This window comes from Dyella kyungheensis, assembly GCF_016905005.1.
In the GTDB taxonomy this organism is placed as follows: Bacteria; Pseudomonadota; Gammaproteobacteria; order Xanthomonadales; family Rhodanobacteraceae; genus Dyella; species Dyella kyungheensis.
Map to the genome: position 1 here is coordinate 174964 of NZ_JADIKC010000004.1, position 21700 is coordinate 196663.

17 protein-coding genes are annotated in these 21700 nt (G+C 57.2%); 9 read left to right on the forward strand and 8 right to left on the reverse strand.

Features of this window, described 5'->3' with window-relative positions; genetic code table 11:
• The first annotated feature begins 142 nt into the window (after positions 1-142).
• Together ISP20_RS10765 and ISP20_RS10770 are read left to right on the forward strand one after the other, a co-directional pair.
• On the forward strand, positions 143-1516 hold the full coding sequence (locus ISP20_RS10765; protein ID WP_204636093.1) for a phosphohexomutase domain-containing protein: 1374 nt from the start codon (positions 143-145) through the stop codon (positions 1514-1516).
• Positions 1517-2000: 484 nt separating this feature from the next.
• A complete protein-coding gene (locus tag ISP20_RS10770) occupies positions 2001-3248 on the forward strand; it encodes a hypothetical protein (RefSeq protein WP_204636094.1) in 1248 nt (415 codons plus the stop codon).
• A gap of 76 nt (positions 3249-3324) precedes the next feature.
• Here the strand turns inward: ISP20_RS10770 and ISP20_RS10775 are convergent, their stop codons facing one another.
• From ISP20_RS10775 to rfbB, 5 genes are read right to left on the reverse strand one after another with little or no spacing between them, the layout of a single operon-like run.
• Complete coding sequence (locus ISP20_RS10775) at positions 3325-4737, reverse strand: mannose-1-phosphate guanylyltransferase/mannose-6-phosphate isomerase (RefSeq protein ID WP_204636095.1); 1413 nt, start codon at positions 4735-4737, stop codon at positions 3325-3327.
• Positions 4738-4747: 10 nt separating this feature from the next.
• The gene (gene rfbD, locus ISP20_RS10780; protein WP_204636096.1) at positions 4748-5671 is read right to left on the reverse strand and encodes a dTDP-4-dehydrorhamnose reductase; all 924 of its coding nucleotides are present in this window, start codon (positions 5669-5671) and stop codon (positions 4748-4750) included.
• Entirely contained in the window at positions 5668-6231 is a 564-nt protein-coding gene (rfbC, locus tag ISP20_RS10785; protein ID WP_204636097.1) for a dTDP-4-dehydrorhamnose 3,5-epimerase, read from the reverse strand. The genes rfbD and rfbC overlap by 4 nt, the downstream gene beginning before the upstream one ends.
• Positions 6228-7115 (reverse strand): glucose-1-phosphate thymidylyltransferase RfbA, encoded by an 888-nt coding sequence (gene rfbA, locus ISP20_RS10790; RefSeq protein WP_204636098.1) that lies wholly within the window; start codon positions 7113-7115, stop codon positions 6228-6230. Before rfbA ends, rfbC begins: the two co-directional genes overlap by 4 nt.
• Positions 7112-8161 carry a dTDP-glucose 4,6-dehydratase gene (gene rfbB / locus ISP20_RS10795; protein WP_204636099.1) on the reverse strand — a complete coding sequence of 350 codons (1050 nt, stop codon included), beginning with the start codon at positions 8159-8161 and terminating at the stop codon, positions 7112-7114. Before rfbB ends, rfbA begins: the two co-directional genes overlap by 4 nt.
• A gap of 165 nt (positions 8162-8326) precedes the next feature.
• Here rfbB and ISP20_RS10800 point away from each other — a divergent pair, with 165 nt between their 5' ends.
• The 7 genes from ISP20_RS10800 (at position 8327) to ISP20_RS10830 (ending at position 18300) form a co-directional block, all read left to right on the forward strand.
• On the forward strand, positions 8327-9481 hold the full coding sequence (locus tag ISP20_RS10800) for a trans-sulfuration enzyme family protein (protein WP_204636100.1): 1155 nt from the start codon (positions 8327-8329) through the stop codon (positions 9479-9481).
• A 240-nt stretch (positions 9482-9721) separates the two neighbouring features.
• Positions 9722-10849, forward strand: coding sequence for a DegT/DnrJ/EryC1/StrS family aminotransferase (locus ISP20_RS10805; RefSeq protein WP_204636101.1), 1128 nt, complete (start codon positions 9722-9724; stop codon positions 10847-10849).
• Complete coding sequence (locus tag ISP20_RS10810; protein ID WP_239535667.1) at positions 10846-11409, forward strand: GNAT family N-acetyltransferase; 564 nt, start codon at positions 10846-10848, stop codon at positions 11407-11409. The genes ISP20_RS10805 and ISP20_RS10810 overlap by 4 nt, the downstream gene beginning before the upstream one ends.
• 71 nt (positions 11410-11480) lie before the next feature.
• Positions 11481-12209, forward strand: coding sequence for an ABC transporter permease (locus ISP20_RS10815; protein ID WP_204636103.1), 729 nt, complete (start codon positions 11481-11483; stop codon positions 12207-12209).
• Positions 12206-12931 carry an ABC transporter ATP-binding protein gene (locus ISP20_RS10820; protein ID WP_204636104.1) on the forward strand — a complete coding sequence of 242 codons (726 nt, stop codon included), beginning with the start codon at positions 12206-12208 and terminating at the stop codon, positions 12929-12931. Before ISP20_RS10815 ends, ISP20_RS10820 begins: the two co-directional genes overlap by 4 nt.
• A gap of 123 nt (positions 12932-13054) precedes the next feature.
• Positions 13055-15715, forward strand: coding sequence for a glycosyltransferase (locus ISP20_RS10825; protein ID WP_204636105.1), 2661 nt, complete (start codon positions 13055-13057; stop codon positions 15713-15715).
• Between the two features lie 56 nt (positions 15716-15771).
• On the forward strand, positions 15772-18300 hold the full coding sequence (locus tag ISP20_RS10830; RefSeq protein WP_204636106.1) for a glycosyltransferase: 2529 nt from the start codon (positions 15772-15774) through the stop codon (positions 18298-18300).
• A 72-nt stretch (positions 18301-18372) separates the two neighbouring features.
• Here ISP20_RS10830 and ISP20_RS10835 read toward each other — a convergent pair whose 3' ends face one another.
• The 3 genes from ISP20_RS10835 to ISP20_RS10845 form a co-directional block, all read right to left on the reverse strand.
• The gene (locus tag ISP20_RS10835) at positions 18373-19503 is read right to left on the reverse strand and encodes a methyltransferase domain-containing protein (protein ID WP_204636107.1); all 1131 of its coding nucleotides are present in this window, start codon (positions 19501-19503) and stop codon (positions 18373-18375) included.
• A gap of 474 nt (positions 19504-19977) precedes the next feature.
• Complete coding sequence (locus ISP20_RS10840; protein ID WP_204636108.1) at positions 19978-20919, reverse strand: electron transfer flavoprotein subunit alpha/FixB family protein; 942 nt, start codon at positions 20917-20919, stop codon at positions 19978-19980.
• Positions 20920-20940: 21 nt separating this feature from the next.
• Positions 20941-21687 carry an electron transfer flavoprotein subunit beta/FixA family protein gene (locus tag ISP20_RS10845; protein WP_204636109.1) on the reverse strand — a complete coding sequence of 249 codons (747 nt, stop codon included), beginning with the start codon at positions 21685-21687 and terminating at the stop codon, positions 20941-20943.
• Positions 21688-21700 lie beyond the last annotated feature (13 nt).

Below are 21700 nucleotides of genomic sequence, written 5' to 3' on the forward strand. Positions count from 1 at the left end.
CGCGCCATCGTTTCCAGCTGAACCTCTTCGCGTAGTCCTCCGTAACTGCGACGAAATCGCGCAATGCAGCGCGGCTGCCCCTTCATGGGCGGCCACGCTCAAGACGCTACAATGAAGGCCTTTCTTTAGCCGGCTTTCGCCCATGAAGTGTTTCAAGGCGTACGACATCCGCGGCCGTGTGCCCGATGAACTGAATGCCGATATTGCCTATCGGCTGGGGCGTGCCTTCGCCCGGACGGTAGGCGAGGGTGCGGTCGTGGTTGGCTTCGACATACGCCGTGACAGCCCTGCCTTTGCCGAAGCGATCATTCGCGGCTTGAATGACGAAGGACGCGATGCGATCGACATCGGCTTGTGCGGCACGGAGGAAGTCTACTTTCAGACATTTCACCGTCAGGTGGCCGGCGGCATCATGGTCACTGCGAGCCACAATCCCATCGACTACAACGGCATGAAGCTGGTTCGCGAAGGCGCGCGCCCCATCAGCGGCGACAGCGGATTGCGCGATATCGAACGCCTGGTCGAGGCGAATGAATTTGGCGCGGCCTCTTCGATGCGTGGAAATGTTACGCACAACCACGACAAGTCAGCCTATATCCAGCACCTGTTGGGATATATCGATCCGCAAGCCATGCGACCGCTCAAGGTGGTGGTGAATGCGGGCAATGGCGGTGCTGGCGGCGTGATCGATCTGCTGGACGAACATCTGCCGCTGGAATTCATCCGCATTCATCACGAGCCCGATGGCAGCTTTCCCAACGGCATTCCCAATCCTCTTCTGCCGGAAAACCGCGCCGCCACAGCGGAGGCTGTTCGTCGGCATGGCGCGGATTTCGGCATTGCGTGGGACGGTGATTTTGACCGCTGCTTTTTCTTCGATGCGCAAGGAGAGTTCATCGAGGGCTATTACATCGTCGGCCTGCTTGCGGCTCAGTTGCTGAAGAAGCATCCGGGCGCCAAGATCATCCACGACCCACGCCTGACCTGGAACACGATCGAGATGGTCCGGCAGGCAGGTGGTGTTCCCATCGAAAGCAAGACAGGGCATGCCTTCATCAAGGAACGCATGCGTGCCGAGGACGCGATCTACGGTGGCGAAATGAGCGCGCACCACTACTTCCGCGAATTCGCCTATTGCGACTCGGGCATGATTCCCTGGTTGCTCGTCGCGGAGCGTCTCTCAAAGGCTGATACGAGTCTCACCGATATGTTGTCCGAGCGGATGGCAGCCTATCCGTGCAGTGGTGAGATCAATTTTGTGGTGCAGGATGCAAAGACCGCCGTGGCGAGCGTGCTTGAGCATTTCGAACCGCAAAGGCCGACCATCGAGAACATCGATGGTGTGAGCGCCGACTTTGGAAGCTGGCGATTCAATCTGCGTACGTCAAACACGGAGCCGCTGTTGCGCCTCAACGTGGAGTCGCGTGGCGATCTGGCGCTGATGGCGGCGAAAACCCGTGAGCTTGAGAAGCTGATCCGTGCTCAGGAAAGAACAATTGCCCGCCGTCCGGACTGAACCCGGTCGCGACGCACGGATCTAACCTCCAGTTGGCGGACGTGGCTACGACCGTACGCCCGAATGGCCTCACGCCAAAGTTCTGTCGGGTTTGGTTCAGTGCCCTTTTTGCGACGTCACTAGGTTTCGGGGGGGGGCGAGGGCGCCGATCGTGGCTGTAGTGCGTGCGCGAGCATTCGGGCAAGTGAGGCTGGTTGGTTCGTTGCAGCGAGCGGATCGGATTTGTCACGCGGTGGGTCACCGAATGGAGCAACATTCGGGCAATTTTGTAAGGCTGCTGTTATATTCAATGGTGTGGCGTCATAAGGGCGGTCGGCTCTAATTTGCTTCGGGTTGTCGGGCTTGTCTTCGTCAACACACCCCAAGGGCTACATTCCAAATGAATCATGCGGAGATCGAGTCCTATTGGCCAAACGTCCGCTGGACAGGCGCGCCGTGGCAGCGTGCACTCCGACATCTATTTGGATGGACGTGTGTCTTACTGTTGTATCTCATTGTACTGAATCAGTTTTCAACGTTTCTGTCATTGTACGGAGATGCCCCCGCCTATGTAGTTCCTAAATACCATTTTGATTTTTGGAACTACCAGCCGATCTGGCCTTATGTGGCAGGCAAGGTCAACGCTCATTGGGGCTTGAAAGCGTTATTTGCCTTCCAGGCGGCGCTGTATTTTGCATCTATAGTGCTGATCTTTTATCCGATGCAGCGCTTGTACAAATTTGGTGGCTGGTTGGTCGCGGGTTTTATGCTCGTCAATATCCGAGCCTACTTCTACATCGCCAATCCGCTGACCGAAACGCTTAACCTCTTCGCCTTTGCGCTTACGTTCTTCTTTTGGGAACAACTGCGCGCTCGTCGCCGCTATATCGCGTGGTTTTTGGCCATCGCACTCGTCGCAATCCTCTTTGTTCGCACGGCCAATGTGGCTTTCATCGGTGCTTTGTTCATGCTTGTGCTGGTCAGGGCATTGCGAGCGTCACATGCCGTCGAGCGCTGGCAGGCGTGTCTTTTCCTGCTTTTGGTGCTGCCTGCTTTGATCGCAGGAGTCACATACAACGTCATGCTTCAAGGTCGACCCAATAATACGGGAGTCAACCTTTTGGGCTTCGTCTCGATGGCCTGTGATCAGGGTCGATGTCCTCGTAATTTGGGCGATCCCAAAGTGTCGCCGGTGGCTTCTCGCTACCTGATGGAACATGGGGACATGGAGCGAGGGGCGCTCTTGGTCGCTTTTCGCCAGCAGGGCATCGATGTGTGGGACCCACGCCTGCTTAACGAGATGAAGGCTTTCTATTTGCGCCTGTTACTCACGGCGCCAGAGGCATTCATCAGTGGCGGCTATGCGAACTATAAGAGGCAGGTTCTCGACACTTATGTTGCTCCGTATTTAGAGGATACGAATCTGGCGGTGCGCTCCCGGCTGAGTATTGGACTGATGGAACATATCTCAACTTCTGTGGCGATGCTTGTGGCGGCTCTGATGCCGCTTCTAGTCCTTGGATTTGGAGTTGCAATCCTGGTCGCCAGACGTTTCAACATCACAGTGGTTTTCGTGACGGCGTGGCTTGCGGCGGAAGGCCTCACCAGCCAATGGTTGTTTGGTAGTCAGTACATTTCTGACGCGTCACGCATGCGCCTGCACTACGAAATTCCTGGCTTGATCTTGATCATATTCACTGCGCAGTGGCTTGCTGCGTTGGTCAGATTCCGGCGGCCGCTCGGCGCATTGTGACGTTGACGTTCGATGCAAACGACAAGGGCGGCATTGGCCGCCCTTGCTATATGTGAACAACGTGCTTCGCCTGTCATCAGGTGCGGCCGTATACGTCTTCCAGTCGCACGATATCGTCTTCGCCCAGGTAGCTTCCGGACTGGACTTCGATCATTTCGAGATTAACTTTCCCGGGGTTGCTAAGGCGATGGACGCTACCGAGTGGGATGTAAGTGCTTTGATTCTCGCCCAGCAAGAATGTCTTGTCGTTGCACGTCACCTCGGCCGTTCCGGAGACGACGATCCAGTGCTCAGCGCGGTGATGATGTTTCTGCAAGCTCAGTGCAGCGCCAGGTTTGACTATGATCCGCTTTACTTGAAACCGGTCGCCTGATTCCAGCGAGTCGTAGCTACCCCAGGGACGGCGCACAACTCGATGAAGTGAGTGTTCTGTCCGTCCGGAGGCTTTCAGCTCTTCGACAACACGCTTAACGTCCTGAGCAGCGCCGCGGTGCGAGACCAAGGTTGCATCAGGTGTAGAAACTACAACGACGTCATCGAGTCCTACGACCGCAAGCAGGTGGCGATCATGGGAGCGAATCAGGGAGTTCTTTGTATCGATCGCGATCGTATCGCCTTCGCGCAGATTTCCGTCAGCGTCGCGCCGTCCCGCGAGCCAAAGAGCCGACCATGATCCTATGTCGCTCCAGGTGCATTCGACGGGGACTACGGCGGCGTGCGCCGTTTTTTCCAGAACGGCGTAGTCGATGGAGTTGTCCGGCACCTTGGCGAAAGCGTCGTAATCGATACGAATGAAGTCCAGATCCGTTTTGGCGTGCGCGTAGGCTTCCTGGACGGCTGCAAAGATATCCGGGGCGTGTTCGGCAAGCTCCTCGAGGTAGCGAGATGCCTTGAAAAGAAACATGCCCGAGTTCCAGGCGTACTGGCCGCTGGTCAGATACTCCTTTGCTAGATGAAGCGCGGGCTTTTCGACAAACTCGGCAACCCGATATGCATGGGCGTCAATGCTATCGCCACGCCGTATGTAGCCGAAGCCTGTTTCCGGCCGATCAGGTTTGACGCCAAACGTCACCAACCAGCCCGCCATAGCCGCTGGCAGGGCGCGCTCTACTGCAGCCTCAAAGCCCGCGATATCTCCGATAAGATGGTCAGCGGGCAAAACCAATAGAATGGCGTCTGGATCTTGCGCAACGGCCTGTAGGGCTCCCAATGCAATGGCGGGCGCCGTATTGCGCGCGGCAGGCTCCAGCAAGATGCACGCGCCGCTGATGCCAAGTTCGAGAAGTTGTTCCGCGGCAAGAAAACGATGGTCCTCGCTCGCCACCACGATAGGTGTGGCTTTTCCAGTCAACTTGATCGTGCGTTGTAGAGTTTGCTGGAACAGCGTTTCCTTCCCCGTCAATGTGAGGAACTGCTTTGGCAGGTTTTTGCGGGAAACTGGCCAAAGCCGGGTGCCGCTGCCACCGCTCAGAATCAAAGGGATGAGCATGAGATTGATCTCAAGTGGGTCTTGCTGAGGAAAGGGTTTCTTCCAGTCCTTGACGCCAGTCGGGCAGTTCGACTCCAAAAGCCTGGCGGAAGGATCGGTTGTCCAGTACGGAATAGGAGGGGCGGTGTGCCTTGCTCTTGAATTCCGCCGACATGATCGCCTCAAGTCGTGGCCTCTTTGCAATCATCCCCAACTCGAAAGCACGGTCGAAAATCGACTTGGCGAAACCATGCCAACTAGTGCTACCACTTGCCACAAGATGGTAGGTACCGAGCAAGGCATGGTCCGAAGGCGAAGACTGGATTCTCGTGAGCGCACGGAGCGACGATTCGACGATAAGGCGTGTCGTAGTCGGCGAGCCATGCTGGTCGGCGACGACCCTAACCTCGTCACGCTCCCGTGCGAGCCGGAGCATGGTCTTCATGAAATTATTGCCGGCATTTGAGTATACCCAGGCGGTTCGCAGCAGCAGATGGCGGGCGCCCGATTTCCGTAGTACTTCCTCGCCGGCCAGTTTGCTTTGCCCGTATGTACTCAGGGGATTGGTTCGGTCATTGGGAGCATACGGCTGCTCCTTTCGGCCGTCGAAAACATAGTCCGTCGAAAAATGGACGACGAGTGCGTCGTTTGCAGCGGCCCAACTTCCAAGTTCAGAGACGACATCACGGTTGATGCGAAACGCTCTTTTCGGTTCGTCTTCTGCCTGATCTACGGCGTTATAGGCTGCGGCGTTTAGGATGATGCTCGGCCGGATCCTGTTTAGTAGGGTCGTCGTTTCTTCTGATGACGACAAATCGACCTGTTGGCATGCTGTTCCGTCTAAGAGGCGGCCATCGCGCGTAGCGGGAACGAGCTTTCCAATATCAGATATTTCGGGGTGCGCAAGATAAGTCTGGCCAAGCTGGCCGTTGGCACCAAGCAACAGAATTGTCACGAGGCCGGCACCCAGACCGGCAGCCGCTCGAGTGAGATGTCCTTGAGCAAGGGTGCCTTGTTGTCCTTGTCGGATAGAAGTGGAGAGCTCAGCGGCCAGTCAATGCCGATCGCTGCATCATCCCAGCGCACGCCCGCATCGGCTTTGGGGTCATACAAGGCCGAGCACTGATAGGTGAAGGTGGCAAACTCGGAAAGCACGCAGAAACCGTGGGCGAAACCTTCCGGAATCCAGAAGTGGCGATGGTTGTCGGCGCTGAGCATTACTCCCGCCCATTGACCAAACGAGGGAGAGCCGTGACGAATGTCGAGAGCAACGTCGAACACCTCGCCTTCAAGCACGCTCACAAGCTTCCCTTGTGGATTCGGCCACTGGTAGTGCAGTCCGCGCAGAACGCCTTTAGCAGAGCGTGACACATTGGATTGCACGAATTCCGAGCGGATGCCGGCCTCGTGGAATTTTGCCTTATTGTAGCTTTCATAGAAAAAGCCACGGGCATCGCCAAATACCTGCGGTTCGAGAACAATAGCTCCCGGAAGAGAGGTCTCAATAATTTTCATCGGACAGGAGCCTTGGTACTTAGATTTTGAAGGTATTGCCCGTAACCAGTCTTGGCGAGAGGAGCGGCTAGCTTGAGTAGCTGTTCTTCATTGATCCACTCGTTGATGAAAGCAATTTCCTCGGGACAGCAGACTTTGAGGCCTTGCCGGTTCTCGATGGTTTGAATGTAGTTTCCGGCCTCCATGAGCGAATCGTGCGTGCCTGTGTCCAACCAGGCATAACCGCGACCGAGTTGCTCGAGGTGGAGCGCGCCTTGTTCAAGGTAGCAACGGTTGAGATCGGTGATCTCCAGTTCACCCCGAGCCGACGGCCTTAAATCCGCGGCGTAGTTGCATACCTGATTGTCGTAGAAGTACAGCCCCGTCACCGCATAGTTTGACTTGGGTACAGAAGGCTTCTCCTCCAGTCCGACGACGCGGCCGGTACTGTCGAACTCTGCCACGCCATAGCGCTCAGGGTCTTTTACCCAGTAACCGAAAACCGTCGCTCCCGACGTGCGCTGCGCCGCGCGCTTGAGTCGATCGGTCAGACCGACTCCGTAGAAAATATTGTCGCCAAGGACTAGGCAGCACGGATCATTGCCGATGAATTGACGACCAATAATGAACGCCTGCGCCAACCCGTCAGGGGAAGGCTGCACCGCGTAGCGGATGTTGATGCCCCATTGAGAGCCATCGCCCAGAAGTCGTTCGAACAGCGCTTGCTCGTGTGGCGTGTTAATCACCAGAACGTCCCTGATGCCTGCCAACATCAGCGTCGCAAGCGGGTAGTACACCATCGGCTTGTCGTAAACAGGCAACAGCTGCTTGCTAACGGCCTGAGTAATGGGGTACAGGCGTGTGCCAGAACCGCCTGCGAGGATGATTCCCTTTGGGGTAGTCATGAGCCAAGGCGCTCCATTCGATAGCTGCCGTCCAGCACGCGCTGGACCCATGGTTGATGGTTGATGTACCAGTCGACCGTTTGGGCGATGCCATCTTCAAAAGTCAGGGATGGCGACCACTGCAGTTCCCGCTTGAGCTTGCCTGCGTCGATGGCGTAGCGGCGATCGTGGCCAGGCCGATCTCGGACATAAGTAATGAGAGACTCGCGCGGCTGTCCGCTGGCGAGTGGGGCGCGTTGATCAAGCAAGGCGCAGATCGTCTTGATGACGACAATATTTTCGCGTTCTGCGTTACCGCCGACATTATAGGTTTCGCCAATCTGGCCCGCTTCGAGCACGCGTCGAATTGCGCTGCAATGGTCGCCGACAAAAAGCCAGTCGCGCACATTTTTCCCGTCGCCGTACACGGGAAGACTCTCGCCCGCGAGCGCCTTCTGGATAACCAGCGGGATAAGCTTTTCGGGAAACTGGAACGGGCCGTAGTTATTCGAACAATTGGTGGTTACTGTTGGCAGGCCATAAGTGTGATGGAACGCTCGGACCAAGTGATCCGACGCAGCCTTCGAGGCGGAATAGGGAGAGTTCGGCGCATAGGGCGTGCTCTCAGTGAAAAGGCCCGTCGCCCCGAGCGATCCGTAGACCTCGTCGGTAGACACGTGCAGAAAGCGGAACGTTTCGCGCCTTCCCTGTGGCAGTTCGCGCCAGTAGTCACGGGCACACTCCAGTAGGCCCAGCGTGCCGACGACGTTGGTCTCGACAAATGCCGCGGGTCCGTCGATAGACCGGTCCACATGGGATTCGGCCGCAAAGTTTACGATGGCGTCCACGCTGTGCTGTTTCAGAAGAGCCGCAACGAGTTCGCGATCACCGATGTCGCCTTGCACAAAGGTGTGACCTTCGTCTCGTGACAATGACGAAAGCGTGTCGGGGTTGCCGGCATAGGTCAGTTTGTCGAGATTGACGATGCGCAGGCCGTCGGCAACGGCCTTCAGGACGAAATTGGCGCCAATAAACCCGGCGCCTCCGGTGACCAGCAGAGTCTTCATAGAGTCCTTCCAATCCCAATGAACTACGTATTCTTGCATGCCTGTCTAGCGCGACCTAGACGCGGCCCCCCGGGGGGGGGATAATTTGCCGCGGTTCTCAGTCGGCCTCATCTTATGCGCTAGCATAATGGGCTTTGCTTTTTCTTGGTGAGGTCTCAATTGGCGATGAAGAAGACACAGCACGGGATTGGCACCCGAGCCATTCATGCGGGGCAGTCCCCGGACCCCACCACTGGCGCCATCATGACGCCCATCTATGCCACCTCGACCTACGTACAAGAAAGCCCAGGAAAGCATAAGGGCTATGAATATTCCCGGACGCAAAATCCCACGCGCGCAGCGTACGAAAAGTGCGTTGCGAGCCTCGAGGGAGGTGACGCGGGTTTCGCGTTTGGTTCAGGGCTGGCAGCTGCCGCGACGGTCCTCGACTTGCTGGATTCCGGTAGTCATGTCATCGCGATGGAAGACCTTTACGGCGGCAGTTATCGGCTGTTTGAGCGTGTGCGTCGACGCTCGGCAGGGCTGGACTTCAGCTTTATTGACCTCAACGACACGGATGCTCTTAGGGGTGCTCTTAAGGCCAATACTCGACTGATTTGGGTAGAGACCCCGACCAATCCCATGTTGCGCTTGGTCGATCTCGCTAAGATCGCGGCCTTTGCGCGCAAGCATCAACTGCTGCTGGTCGTCGACAACACTTTCTGTTCGCCGATTCTGCAGCGGCCCCTGGAGTTCGGAGCCGACCTGGTCCTTCACTCGGCGACCAAGTACCTCAACGGTCATTCAGACATGGTTGGAGGCATTGTCGTCACCGCCAATGCTGAGCTGTCTGAGCGCATGGGCTTCCTACAGAACGCTGTGGGCGCAGTCGGCGGCCCGTTCGACGCCTTTCTAGCCCTGCGCGGATTGAAGACGTTGCATTTGCGGATGCGCGAGCATTGCCGCAGTGCGCTGGAATTGGCGCGCTGGCTGGAAAAGCATGCGGCCATCGAACGCGTTATCTATCCCGGTCTGAAAAGCCATCCTCAGCACGCTCTTGCGCGACGCCAGATGGACGGTTTCGGCGGCATCATCAGTGTCGAAGTGCGTGGAGGGCTGAGGAAGGCCAAACGGGTGCTGGAGCGCTGCGAGTTGTTCGCGCTAGCCGAATCGCTCGGGGGCGTAGAGAGCCTTATCGAGCACCCTGCGATCATGACTCACGCGTCCATTCCGGCGGCCAATCGCAAGCGCCTTGGTATCAGTGACGGGCTGATCCGGCTTTCCGTTGGTGTGGAAGATATTTCTGACCTGAGGTCGGAGCTCGAATGGGCTCTTGCATAAGCTATTGTAAATCAAGTAGATATGTTCGTTCCTTGTAAATCGACATGCTTCTTGTTCGACATGGATTCAGTGTCGCGACAGCTATAACTTGCGTCGCTTATGTGGTGTCTCTATCGTGCTATGCGCCCTTTTTCATGGAACGCGAGAGTGGGCGCAGACAAAATGACGCGTGCGGCCCAGGGTCGGTTTGAGAAGTTTGGCTGTGCCCTTTGCGTTCAACAACTTATTTGGACTAGATAAATGTCAATTCAGCTTTTCGTCCCGAAGTTCCGTGTCGAAGAATGTCTCGTAGAGATCCGTGAATGTCTCGAAAAGGGTTGGACGGGACTCGGTTTCAAGACGGTCGCGTTCGAAGATGCCTGGAAGACCTACACAGGGCTGCCGCACGCCCATTTTCTGAACTCCAACACGGTTGGCTTGCAGCTCGCGCTCGAGGTTCTGGGCCGTCGACTGGGCTGGGAGGAGGGCGATGAAGTTATTACCACGCCGCTGACGTTTGTCTCGTCGAACCATGCGGTTGTCTACAACGGCTTCAAGGCAGTATTCGCGGATGTCGATGACTCCCTTTGCCTGGACCCACAGTCCATCGCAGCCAAGATCACCGATCGCACCCGTGCCGTGATGTTTGTAGGTCTGGGCGGTAACACCGGTCGATATGCGGAAGTGCTGAAGCTCTGCCGCGAGCGTGGTATCGCCATGATCCTTGATGCTGCGCATATGGCTGGAACGCGGGTCGGCGGGCGTCATGTGGGGTACGACGCCGACGCCACCGTGTTCAGCTTCCAGGCCGTCAAGAATCTCCCGACGGCCGACTCAGGAATGATCTGCTTCGCCAATGAAGAGGATGATGCCGAAGTCCGCAAACTGTCGTGGCTGGGTATCAACAAGGACACCTATGCGCGCACGGCAGCGCAGGGCGCTTATAAGTGGATGTATGACGTCGAACGCGTCGGCTACAAGTTCCACGGCAACTCAATCATGGCAGCTATTGGGCTGGTGCAGCTGCGCTACCTCGACCAGGACAACGCCTATCGTCGCCAGCTTGCCAGTTGGTATCGCGGCTACCTATCCGGGGCGAAGAACATCAAGCTGATACCCATGACAGCGGGCATCGAAAGTGCGACGCACCTGTTCCAAGTACGCGTGTCCAATCGCGACGAGCTCATGCTCGCACTGAATGAGAACGCGGTCTATCCGGGTGTTCATTACCGTGACAACACGGAGTACACCATGTACAGCTATGGCAAAGGTACGTGCCCCAATGCTGCGCAGGCCAGCTCCGAAATCTTGTCGTTGCCTATGCACATGGGCGTTACCCATGCGGACGTGAAAACCATCGCGGAACTGATTCTGAAGTACGCAAAATGACGCTAGTTGGGCGTCTAAGGCATGTGCAGATCGAAGGTCCTCGGGTCCGCATTCGCGGACTCGAGAAGGCAGATCTTTCGAACACTTTCGCATGGCGGAACGACGAGCGATCCCTGAGATGGTTCAAGAATGCGACTCCGTTGCAATGGGAGTCGCATGTGAACTGGTACGACAAATATCAGGCAAGCGACGCAACGGGTTGTATGTTTTTCGTAGAGTCGTCCGAGGGATCTCCAGTCGGACAATCATCGATCTATAACGTCGATGGGGATTCCGCGGAGGTCGGCCGATTTCTCTCGCAGCCGGAGCTGCGGGGTGCGGGCTTGTTCCGGGAAGCGCTGCTGCTCACATTGTATGCTGCTTTTGATCTCGCTCACCTCAAGCGTGTGCACCTGGAGGTCATCGAGAACAACGATCGTGCCGTTCGCCTGTACAAGTCGGTTGGTTTCGAGACGACGGGTACAACAGATGGCTTACTCCAGATGGATCTGACGGCAGGGCGATTTGGGCCCATTCGCGATGCCCTGCCGTTTGCAATCACAACACAAGGTTCATTGTAACGATGAGGCAAACTGGAAATTTCGCGATCGACTCGTACCAGGCACTGAAACTCTGGCGAGTTTGGTCGCACTTGGCCTTCAACGATCTACGCGGGCGCTTTGCTCGGTCTATGCTGGGCTTTGCCTGGATCCTGGTCAGCTTTGCCATCTGGGCTGCGGGTGTGGGCCTGATCTATGCGCAGCTATTCCAGTTGGATACCAAGACGTTCGTTCCCTTTCTTACCATCGGCTTCGCGCTCTGGGGGTTCATCTCCAGTAGTTTCGTGGAATCGAGCGGCGCGTTCATCAATGCTGCCGGTTACGTCAAGCAGTTCAATCTTCCGAAGCAGACATACATCTATCGATCGGTGCTTTCGCAGGCCATTACCTTGTCGATGTCGTTGGTGGTCTGCTTCATTATTTTGGCAATATTGGGGGCGCTGACATTCCAGGGCGTCGTCTTTGCGATTCCAGGCGTACTCCTGCTCATCGTGGCTGCGGTTCTGCATGCGTTTCTCAGCGCTTACATCACGCCCTACCTGCGTGATTTCCCCCATGCCATGTCGAGCCTGTTGAACGTGCTGTTCTTCGTTACACCCATCATTTTCCCTGCCGATATGTTGGCGAAAAAGGGCCTGGGACACGTGTACCAGTACAACCCGTTCTATTACCTGCTTGAAATGGTTCGCGAGCCGCTACTGCACGGCACCATGCCAGATGCCTCCATCTGGACGGGCGCCATCGCCTACGTCGTTGGATTTGGGATCCTGGTGTTGCTGGTGTGCCGTCACCTCGATAAGCGCCTGGTGTACGCACTATGAGCGAACCGGTGATCGAATTGAAGGATGTCGTTGTCGACTATCCCTTGGAAAACAGCTTGGGCATCGCGCGCAAGCTTCTCCGTCGTGGATCTATTCGAAAGAAGCGTGCGCTAAGAGGCCTGACGTTCTCGATCCATGATGGCGAGCGCGTTGGCATAGTCGGCCACAATGGTGCGGGAAAGAGCACCTTGCTCCGTGTTCTTGCCGGCATCCTGCCACCGTCAAGCGGCCAGCTTGCCGTGAGAGGGGCCGTAGCGCCGTTGTTCGAGTTCGCCACGGGCTTTGAGATGGAGTTGACGGGGTACGAAAACATCCGAATCAGAGGCCTTTTGCAGGGGCTGAGCTCACAGCAGATCAAGGATCGAATGCCGGAGATCGCTGAGTTTTCAGAACTTGGCGAAGCACTCTCTCAACCTGTCCGAACCTACTCTTCGGGCATGTTTATTCGAATCGCCTTCTCTACGGCTACTTCGATAGACCCGGAGGTTCTGCTTATCGACGAGGCTTTCGGAGCTGGTGACCAGCATTTTTCCGTGAAATCGGCCAAGCGAATGCGTGAACTCATGGCCAAGGGGCGCGTCTTGGTGTTTACATCTCACAACCTCGATCTCGTAAAGTCGCTTTGCACGCGGGTTATTTGGCTGCGCGAAGGGAATATCGTGATGGATGGCCATGCCGACGAGGTTCTTGAGCAATACCGGATCAGTGAGAGCGTGATCTGAGTTTTAAGAGGGTGAATACCCCTTGTCCCAATGATGAGGGCGATATTCTGCGGACAGCAGCCGCCCGCACAAATTGCCGAGGCAATAATGTCAAGATTGAAAGTGCTAGCCGTCGCGGATGGAATGATTCCGTCGGTCGAAATCGTCTTGGCCCGGCCGTTGCAGCACCTTGCTGATCAGGGATTGCTTGAATTTCAACTGGTGTTGATGGGCGATGCTCGACTGGGCGAAGTTGTCGCTGAGTTTGACCTGCTGCTGCTCATGCGCTGCTGCCAGCCAGAGGCCGTGGCACTGGTGGAAAAAGCGCGAGCGAGCGGCGTGTCGGTCATCTATGCGATCGACGATGACTTCGAGGCGCTAGATCCGGAGTCTCCGCTTGGGGCGCACTACAAGGCGATTGGCGCCTGGGAAAACCTGCTGAAGATCTGTTCCAAGTCCTCACAGGTATGGGCGTTCTCTGAGGCGCTTCGGCAAAAGATAGTCAAGGTGCAGCCGCACTGTGTCGTGCCCGTGGCTATTGCCAATTTCGAGCTTATCGATGGATTAGTCAGCGCGATCCTGCCCGACGATCGCACGGCTAAGGCGGAGCGAAAAGTCATAGGGTATGCCGCCTCGACCTATCATTCGGTCGACATTGAGATGATTGCGCCGGTGTTGGAAAGGCTTTTGGCGGAACGCCCGAAGCTGGAACTCGAGTTTGTCCATGTACGGTGCGAATCCTTGGCAGCGCATCCACGGGTGACTCATTTCGGTTCCCTGCCCAGCGTTCGTGAATTGTATGGTTTTGTTCTGTCTCGCAACTGGGATGTTGGCCTTGCGCCACTGATGCGATCGGCCGCCAACGATGCCAAGACGGATAACAAATACCGGGAATACGGTTCGCTCAATATTCCGGCCGTGTACTCAGATGCTCCACCGTACTGGGGTTCGGTTATCCATGAATACAACGGGGCGATTGCATCGGACGCTCAAGGTTGGTACGCCTCACTCTGCAATTTGCTGGACGATTCAGCGCTGGCGTCGTCTATCGCCCGTCATGCGCGCGAGGATGTTGAGCGGCGCTACAGCATAGAGGTCGTCGCCTCTCGATACTTTGGCTTGATGGGGGCGGCTATGAGCGTCCCATGCAGGATTCTTGTTCTCGCGGCTGATATCCCCACGACCGACATAGACGTCGTGCGCCCTTACTCGCGACTCGAGGCCGAAGGGGCCATCGTGTTTCGCGTGATGACAGCGGACAGCGTGTCGCCCGAAGACATGGCCTGGGCCCAGTTGCTGGTGGTTGTTCGTGACGTGACGGCGGACGCCATTCGTGTGGCTCAGGATGCGAGGGAGAGGTTCGTCATTCCGGTAATCTTTTCGTGGGACGATGATTTCTTCGCTATGCCCTCAAGCTTTGGCGAGTTGTCGGACTACTATCATGCGCCAACGACAATTGCGGCGTTGAAGGAAATGCTGACAAAGGCCGATCTGGTCAAGGCGTCGACGGCTCGATTGGCGGCCAGATCGCGCGAGTACAGCCGGAACGTCGTCCAGATTCCCTATGGGTTCGATTTCTCGCAGCTCGCGGGCGTCACACCACGACATCGCGAGGAATCGACCGTCACAATCGGCTTCTTTGGATCGTTTAGCCACGTGCGAGCGCTCGACATAGTGTTGAGTGCGCTAAAGCGAGTTTCCGTGGCAGCGCCTCATGTGCGCTTCCAATTCTTCGGGCCCCAGAGCGACGAATTGACCGCACTTCAGAACGTGCGCTTCATTCCTTATAACCACTCGTCTACCGAGTCGTTGCGGGATCTTGCCGCTCTCGGATGGGATATCGGGCTTGCGCCGCTAGAGGACAACGAATTCAACCGCGCCAAGTTGCCAACGAAATATCGTGACTACGGTGCCTGCCATATCGCTGGTGTGTACAGCAAACTTGACCCTTTCGAGGCCGTCGTCATGGAGGGGCAAACGGGCCTACTCGTCGACAACACGGAAGAGGCCTGGTTTGAGGCCATCATGTCGCTTGTGACCGATGCGACCAAAAGGCGGAACATGGCTGCCGCCGCGCATGCGCATGTCCGCGCAGAGCTGAGTCTCGATCAGGCCGTGGAGGCGTGGCGGGGGCTTCTGGCGAGCTTTTTCGCAGACGAAAGCGATAGTAAGGCGGCGGTTACCTACAAGCGCAAGCTTCAAGCTCTGGAGAGCCGAGTTGAACGATTGACGAGTCAGATTGAAGGACTCAAGCGGGCGTCCCGAATCCTCTTGAGCGAGCGCACGCGCCCCCTAGGCAGGAGTTTTGGCGATCGCATCCGGCGACGTTTCTTGCGCATGGTGCCGCGCTGGGAGGGCTTGCCGGTGGCGTGCCCGGGTGCGGACATTGCGGCTTTTGCCGCCCAGGCATCTTGTGACGATCAAGTGATCCCGATCGCGTCGATCAATCTAAGTGCCAACTTGCAACATGTAGCGTTCCTGGAATATCCGATTCATCCACTCCCGGTGGCCGGAACCATCGTGCAGGTCGCACTGGCCGCCACCGTGCCAAGTCTCGACGGCGTATTCGGGCTGGAGATCGTCAACCATGCAGACGAAATCGTCTTTCATGCGACGCAATCCATCGCGCATATCAACCCGAATCTTATTGCCGAATTCAATGTCGGAAAACTGCAGGTTGGGCAATCAAACTGGCGTCTACGCTTCTTTGTGCGCGGTTCGGAAAGCCCGGTATTCCTGTATCAATGGCAGGATGGCGCCGTAAAGGGTGGCCGCCGAGTGCTATTTCGCATTGCCGAGGAATAGCCGCCTCGAGGCCGCTGCTGCTGCAAGCAGAGTACATTTGATGGGTGAGCTTTTCCATGAATGAAACCAAGGTTTCGGTCTTTCTTCCGACTTATGCTCGATTCAAAAGCGGTCATCTGGAAAGGGCCATCCAGAGCGTATTGGCTCAGTCCTGGTCCAACTTCGAGCTACTGGTAATCGATGACGGATCGATCGATGGCACTGCGGAATACGTCGAGCGGTGCGCTAGTTCAGATCCACGGGTCAAGCACATCAGGTTGGAAAAGAATACCGGCCTGCCTGCCTATGCCTTGGCCAAGGGCTTTGCACACGCAAACGGCCAATACCTGGCATGGATGTTCGACGACTGCGAATTGCGGCCGACACATCTGCAGAACTTGATGAAGGCGCTGTTGGAGAATCCTGTTTGGGGCATGGTGTACGCACGGGCAGAGCTCAACCTAAGCGGTGAAAAAAATCATGACCTAGGCGCGCCTTTTGATGCCGCAAGACTGGCGTCGGGGGACAACTTCATTCCTAACGTTTGCGTGGTGCTACCTCGCTCAACGATTGAGCGCGTCGGTTGGTACGATCCGCATGTACTTCTTAAACGGCTTTGCGATTGGGATCTCTGGCATCGAATTTCGCAGGTCTATGAGGTCGGTTTTGTGGATGAGGTCCTGGCAACCGAGTACGGGTTCGGGTTGGTTGGTTCCCTTGGGCGGGCGAGTGACCTGGAACGCGATTTGGTCATGCGTTACGCGGCGACGATGCGCAACGAACGACTAATGCCGAACGAGCTTTCCTACGAGGATGGTTTTCGTCGCGACCTTGGATTTGATCTGAATAACGATGAGGCCAGCCGCCTAGAGTTGTCCTTCTTTGGGCATGCATTCAGCACGCTGGACGTGCCGCGAGCAGTAGACTTCGCCCGGCGTCTTGCCGCCATCGATGTTCTCCATGGAGACATCCGTCGTTTTGCCAGGCAGCAGGGTGCGCCTGCGACATCGGACGCGGAATTGCTGTTCGTTGCCTCGAAGGGATATGCGCAATGGCGCCTAGCGCGCAATGCGGAGGCCATTATCGATTGCGAGCTACGGGTCCGACACTTGCTGGATGTCGCAGATCAACGCATGGCTCTAATCGAAATCCAGCAGGGGGAGATCAAAGCTGTTCGCGAAGAGGTCATGACGGTTCGCGAAAGCGAGCAGCAACTGGTCGAGCATCTTCGCATTTACCGTGATGCTGCTGATCAGCGCATGGAACTGTTGCATGCCGCGCGGCAAGAGGTCGATAGCAGCCGTGCTCTTGCCGATCAGCGAGAGGGCCAACTGCAGGTCTTCCAACAAGAGCTGGAAGATCTGAAGGAGTACGCGAGCAACCGGCAGGCAGAGATTGTTGAGCTTCGTCAGCGTTGCTACAAATACCGCTATAACGATGGCTTCAATCTCATCGCCGATGGGGAAATTCCAACTACGGCCATTGTCCGGCAGGTCCTGACAAGGTTGGTCGGCGCAGCCGAGGTCCATACCAGCGTCGGTCAGCAGTTTGATGCAAAGACGTTGGCTGCGCGTGCCACGATCTTCTCACGAGCATTTGATCCGGCATTGGCGCGCCTTCCTAGGCTTATTCGTCGAGCAGGCGGACGGTACGCGCTGTATCTCGACGACAATTTTTGGGAGTGCGATGCCACGCCCGAATTACAGGCGTTCTTTGCTGCTCCATCTCGATTGCATGCGTTGGACGAGTTTGTTCGGCATGCGACGGTCGTCGTGGTCAACTCCGGGTTCCTGGCAGAGCGCATGCGACGGCGTTTTCCCGCGTTGAATATCAGCGTGGTTCCCGCGCATTTCGATTTCTCGCTAATCGCCGATGAGCCTCCTGCAGCCATCACAAGCGATGCACCGCTGCGAGTCGGATACGCTGGCACGACCCGCGGTGCGGCGTTTGATGCTGCTGTCGAGGCGATTCGCCGTCTGCTGGCCAAATACCCAGGTCGCATTGAATTCGAATTCATCGGTTTCGTCCCCGAGGCATTGCGTGATCTGGACGGCGTGACCGTCATCGATGGACATGCCGATTACGGTCAATTCCTCGAGCTAAAGCAGGCGCGTCGCTGGCATGTGGGCCTGGCCCCGTTGCTCAGTAGTCCTTTTGCGCAGGCCAAGACCAACAACAAGTATCGCGAGTACGGGGCACTGGGCATTGCTGGCATTTACAGCAACGTCGAGCCGTACGCGAGTTCCGTCGATAATGGCGTGGATGGCTTGTTGGTCGACGATTCGGTCGATGCATGGTTTGGTGCAATCGAGCGTTTGCTGTTGGACCGGGAGGCCTGTGTACGCATGGGGCGTCGCGCACGTATGCAGGTTCGCGAGCGACATGATGTGGATCGCGTAGCGGCGATGTGGAACGAGACGCTTTCGGCTGCACAACTGCGTGCCATTGAGGATAGGTGGTTTATACGCATTCAGTTTGCGTGGTTGCTTTGGCGCGGTCGTCAACGGGTGCGCGTGAAAGGCCATGCTGATTTTGTGCGCCAACATGGTTGGGTTGCTTTTGTGCGCCATGTGGCGCATCGCGCTACGTCGCGCAAAGTGGATTGATGCCGCTAGCGGCGGCATGGGCTGGAAGCGCAATCAATTCAGGTCGGCCGAACGATGGTCAATTAACCATCGTCAATTAGATGCCCTTAATCTGCGCAAATGGGTGACTATTCGCCGCAGGGGCTCAGTGAGACGCCAGCTGGAGGAGGCGTGCAATTCGGCCATAGCTTCCTCGAGCTGTCGAATCCTCAGATTGGCGACATTCAACCTTGTATCGACGGGTGCGGGCTCGGCCTCGACGCCATCATGCGGATGTTTGGCATCGACTGACTGAGCATCCGGCTCCGCCGCCCGCTTGCTTTCCAGTTCCGCGTCATATCTGAGCGCGGACGTGACGGCTGCCTCATCGAGAACGCGCCGCAAGATCGAATTCCGAATTGCTTCGTAGTTGGCTGGCCGTAGGGTGTGAGTAGATGTTGTCGCCCTGAGGTGTACGTAGAACTCGTTGCCGGCCGTCTCTGAAATTTCCACCAATTCGAAAGGAATAAGCCCTAGATATGCAGAGTCTCGTATCAGCAGTTCAAACGACGCGGGAGTGAAGACCCAGCAATGAGTGTCCAGATACGGCGGATCCTTCTGTTGGCGGCGATCCAGCCATTGCTGAAAGGCGGTGTCCAAGTTAAAGATGGCCGAGACCATGGACGGCTGCACCTTGCAATGAAAGCTGGAAACGCTTTGCTTGCCGTCGTCATATTGCGCAAATGTTGTATCGAATTCGAATCGCTGAGCAAATGTCGGGCGATTGCGCTCTTCCAGAGAGGCTTCAATCCATTCCGCAAGTTTCGTCAGCGGCCGGAAATAGTCAAAGCAGGCGCGCCTGTCGGGAACGGCCATTGAGATGATGCCGCCTTGCTTCAAGACTCGGCCGCAACCTTGAAAGAAGCGAATCGGATTCGGCATGTGCTCGACATTATGCGATGAAACAACGTAGTCGAACGTGCCCAATTGATGTCGCCGCTTTACGAGTTCGCTGATATCCGTTGAGGAGCCAAGCAGATCGACCTCTTCAATTCGGTCAATGTCCTCCGGAGGTCGTCTCACGTCTTCCGAAGCTCTTCTCTTCAGAGTATCGGTGTCTGCAATGTCGAGTGCTAGGCACTGATAACCATCGCGTTTCGGTGCAAGCGGGCCAAACCAGGGGCCTATTTCAATTCCGCGTTGCTCTTTTGCGATGTACTTGAGGATCGAATCACGTCTGTCCATGGCCTACTCCATAGGCAAGGTGGATGTGTTCTATCGAAACAATGAGATCGCAATTTCAGAATCCCGACACTAGCCGGTAGTAAATGGTCTAAGTGTGTGGCACTTGTCGGGATTTCGGCATCCGATTGATGCGTCACCCCGTAATCTGGATAGTCCTGTCCGAAGGTATCACCGGATAAGCGAGGCTGGCCAGTACGCTGAAGCTCTGGTTTGCCGTTGTTGAGCGATTTTGAGGGAGGTCCTGGCAGGCTGGCATCTGTCAGATGCCGAGTCAGAGTCTGTCTCTGGATTGCTCAAGCGGCCTGGCGTCGAGCCGCGCTGCGTCTACAGTATCGAGGGCAATCTACTGCATGCTAATGGGCCGGACTGCAAAGCATCGGCAATAGTTGGAGAGCGGATGTGCAGGAACGCCGACGCAGTGGGCGAGGCGTACTCAGTTACACGAGTACGCCTCGCGCGTGCGAGCCAAAGCTCTTAGAGCGCTTGTTCCAACTCCGGAATGATCTTGAACAGATCCCCCACCAGGCCGATATCGGCAATCTCAAAGATCGGCGCCTCGCCGTCCTTGTTGATGGCGACGATGGTGCCGGCGTCCTTGATGCCGGTGAGATGCTGGATGGCGCCGGAGATGCCGATGGCCATGTATAGCTCCGGCGCGATGATCTTGCCGGTCTGGCCGACCTGCAGGTCGCTGGGCACGTAGCCGGCGTCGACGGCGGCACGCGAGGCACCCACGCCGGCGCCGATCTTGTCGGCGAACTTGTAGATGATGTCGAAGTTTTCCTTCGAGCCCACACCGCGGCCGCCGGAGACCACCTTGCTGGCGCTCTGCAGGTCCGGGCGGTCGCTCTTGCCCGATTGCAGTTCGACGAAGCGGGTATGCGAGGGCAGGGCGGCATCGACGCTCAGGGCCTCGACCGGTGCGCTGTTCGTGCCGCTCGCTGCGGCGGACCACGAGGCTGTGCGGATGGTGGCGACCACCGTGCTTCCGGCATCAGCTTCCACCGTGATGATGGCGTTGCCGGCGTAGATCGGGCGCTTAAAGGTGTGGCTGCCTTCCACGCTCATCACGTCGCTCACCTGGGCCACGCCCAGCAGGGCGGCTACGCGGGGCAGCACATCCTTGCCGAAGGTCGTGGAAGGGGCGAATACGTGGCTGTAGCCGGCGGCGGCTTTGGCGATCTGCGGGGCCAGCACGGCGGCGAGCGGGTGGGCGTTCTCGGCGCGGGCGATGGTCAGCACGCGGCTGACGCCGTCGATCTTGGCGGCTTCGGCGGCGATGGCGTCGGCGTTGTCGGCCAGCACCAGTACGTCGATGGCTTCGGGCTTGACGGCCGCGGCAGCGCTCACAGCGCGTGCCGTGGAGGAATTCAGCTTGCCGTTCAAATGTTCGGCGATGACGAGGATCTTGGACATGTCGTTATCTCCCAAGGCTGCTTAAAGCAGGCCCTTTTGCTTTAGGGCCGCGACCAGTTCGGCCGCATCCTTGACCATCACGCCCTTGCTGCGCTTGGCTGGCGCGGCGTAGTGCGTGGTCTTCAGGTGATCGTTCGCTTCCACGCCGAGCGAGCCAAACTCGATGGTGTCGATCGGCTTGGACTTGGCCTTCATGATGTCCGGCAGCTTGATGAAGCGCGGCTCGTTGAGGCGCAGATCGGTGGTGATCACGGCGGGCAGTTCCGCTTCGATCACTTCCAGGCCGGCATCCACTTCGCGGGTCACCGTGACCTTGCCGTCGGCGATCTCGACCTTGCTGGCAAACGTGGCCTGCGGGCGATCCCACAGCGCCGCGAGCATCTGGCCGGTCTGATTGGCGTCGTCGTCGATGGCCTGCTTGCCCAGGATCACCAGTCCCGGCTGTTCCTTCTCGATCAGCTTCTGGAAGATGCGGGCGGCAGTGAGCGGCTGCACGGCGTCGGTGGTCACCACATGGATGGCGCGGTTGGCGCCCATGGCCAGTCCATTGCGCAGGTGGGCGGTGAGGTCGGCGGGGCCAATGCCCACCACCACGACTTCCTCGGCGACGCCCTTCTCGCGCAAGCGAAGCGCTTCTTCGAGCGCGATATCGTCGAAGGGGTTGGCGGAGAGCTTCACGCCGTCCGTCACCACACCCGTACCATCGGGTTTCACCTGGATGCGGACGTTGTAGTCCACCACGCGCTTGTAGCCGACCAGAATCTTCATGAGCGGTTTCCTT

Excerpts from the sequence above, each read along its gene's own strand:
- ISP20_RS10825 (WP_204636105.1), top strand. The coding sequence starts at position 13,055 with ATGATTCCGTCGGTCGAAATCGTCTTGGCCCGGCCGTTGCAGCACCTT.
- rfbA (WP_204636098.1), bottom strand. The coding sequence starts at position 7,115 with ATGACTACCCCAAAGGGAATCATCCTCGCAGGCGGTTCTGGCACACGC.
- ISP20_RS10765 (WP_204636093.1), top strand. The coding sequence starts at position 143 with ATGAAGTGTTTCAAGGCGTACGACATCCGCGGCCGTGTGCCCGATGAA.
- ISP20_RS10820 (WP_204636104.1), top strand. The coding sequence starts at position 12,206 with ATGAGCGAACCGGTGATCGAATTGAAGGATGTCGTTGTCGACTATCCC.
- ISP20_RS10800 (WP_204636100.1), top strand. The coding sequence starts at position 8,327 with ATGAAGAAGACACAGCACGGGATTGGCACCCGAGCCATTCATGCGGGG.
- ISP20_RS10840 (WP_204636108.1), bottom strand. The coding sequence starts at position 20,919 with ATGTCCAAGATCCTCGTCATCGCCGAACATTTGAACGGCAAGCTGAAT.
- ISP20_RS10810 (WP_239535667.1), top strand. The coding sequence starts at position 10,846 with ATGACGCTAGTTGGGCGTCTAAGGCATGTGCAGATCGAAGGTCCTCGG.
- ISP20_RS10835 (WP_204636107.1), bottom strand. The coding sequence starts at position 19,503 with ATGGACAGACGTGATTCGATCCTCAAGTACATCGCAAAAGAGCAACGC.
- ISP20_RS10845 (WP_204636109.1), bottom strand. The coding sequence starts at position 21,687 with ATGAAGATTCTGGTCGGCTACAAGCGCGTGGTGGACTACAACGTCCGC.
- rfbC (WP_204636097.1), bottom strand. The coding sequence starts at position 6,231 with ATGAAAATTATTGAGACCTCTCTTCCGGGAGCTATTGTTCTCGAACCG.
- ISP20_RS10830 (WP_204636106.1), top strand. The coding sequence starts at position 15,772 with ATGAATGAAACCAAGGTTTCGGTCTTTCTTCCGACTTATGCTCGATTC.
- ISP20_RS10775 (WP_204636095.1), bottom strand. The coding sequence starts at position 4,737 with ATGCTCATCCCTTTGATTCTGAGCGGTGGCAGCGGCACCCGGCTTTGG.
- ISP20_RS10805 (WP_204636101.1), top strand. The coding sequence starts at position 9,722 with ATGTCAATTCAGCTTTTCGTCCCGAAGTTCCGTGTCGAAGAATGTCTC.
- rfbB (WP_204636099.1), bottom strand. The coding sequence starts at position 8,161 with ATGAAGACTCTGCTGGTCACCGGAGGCGCCGGGTTTATTGGCGCCAAT.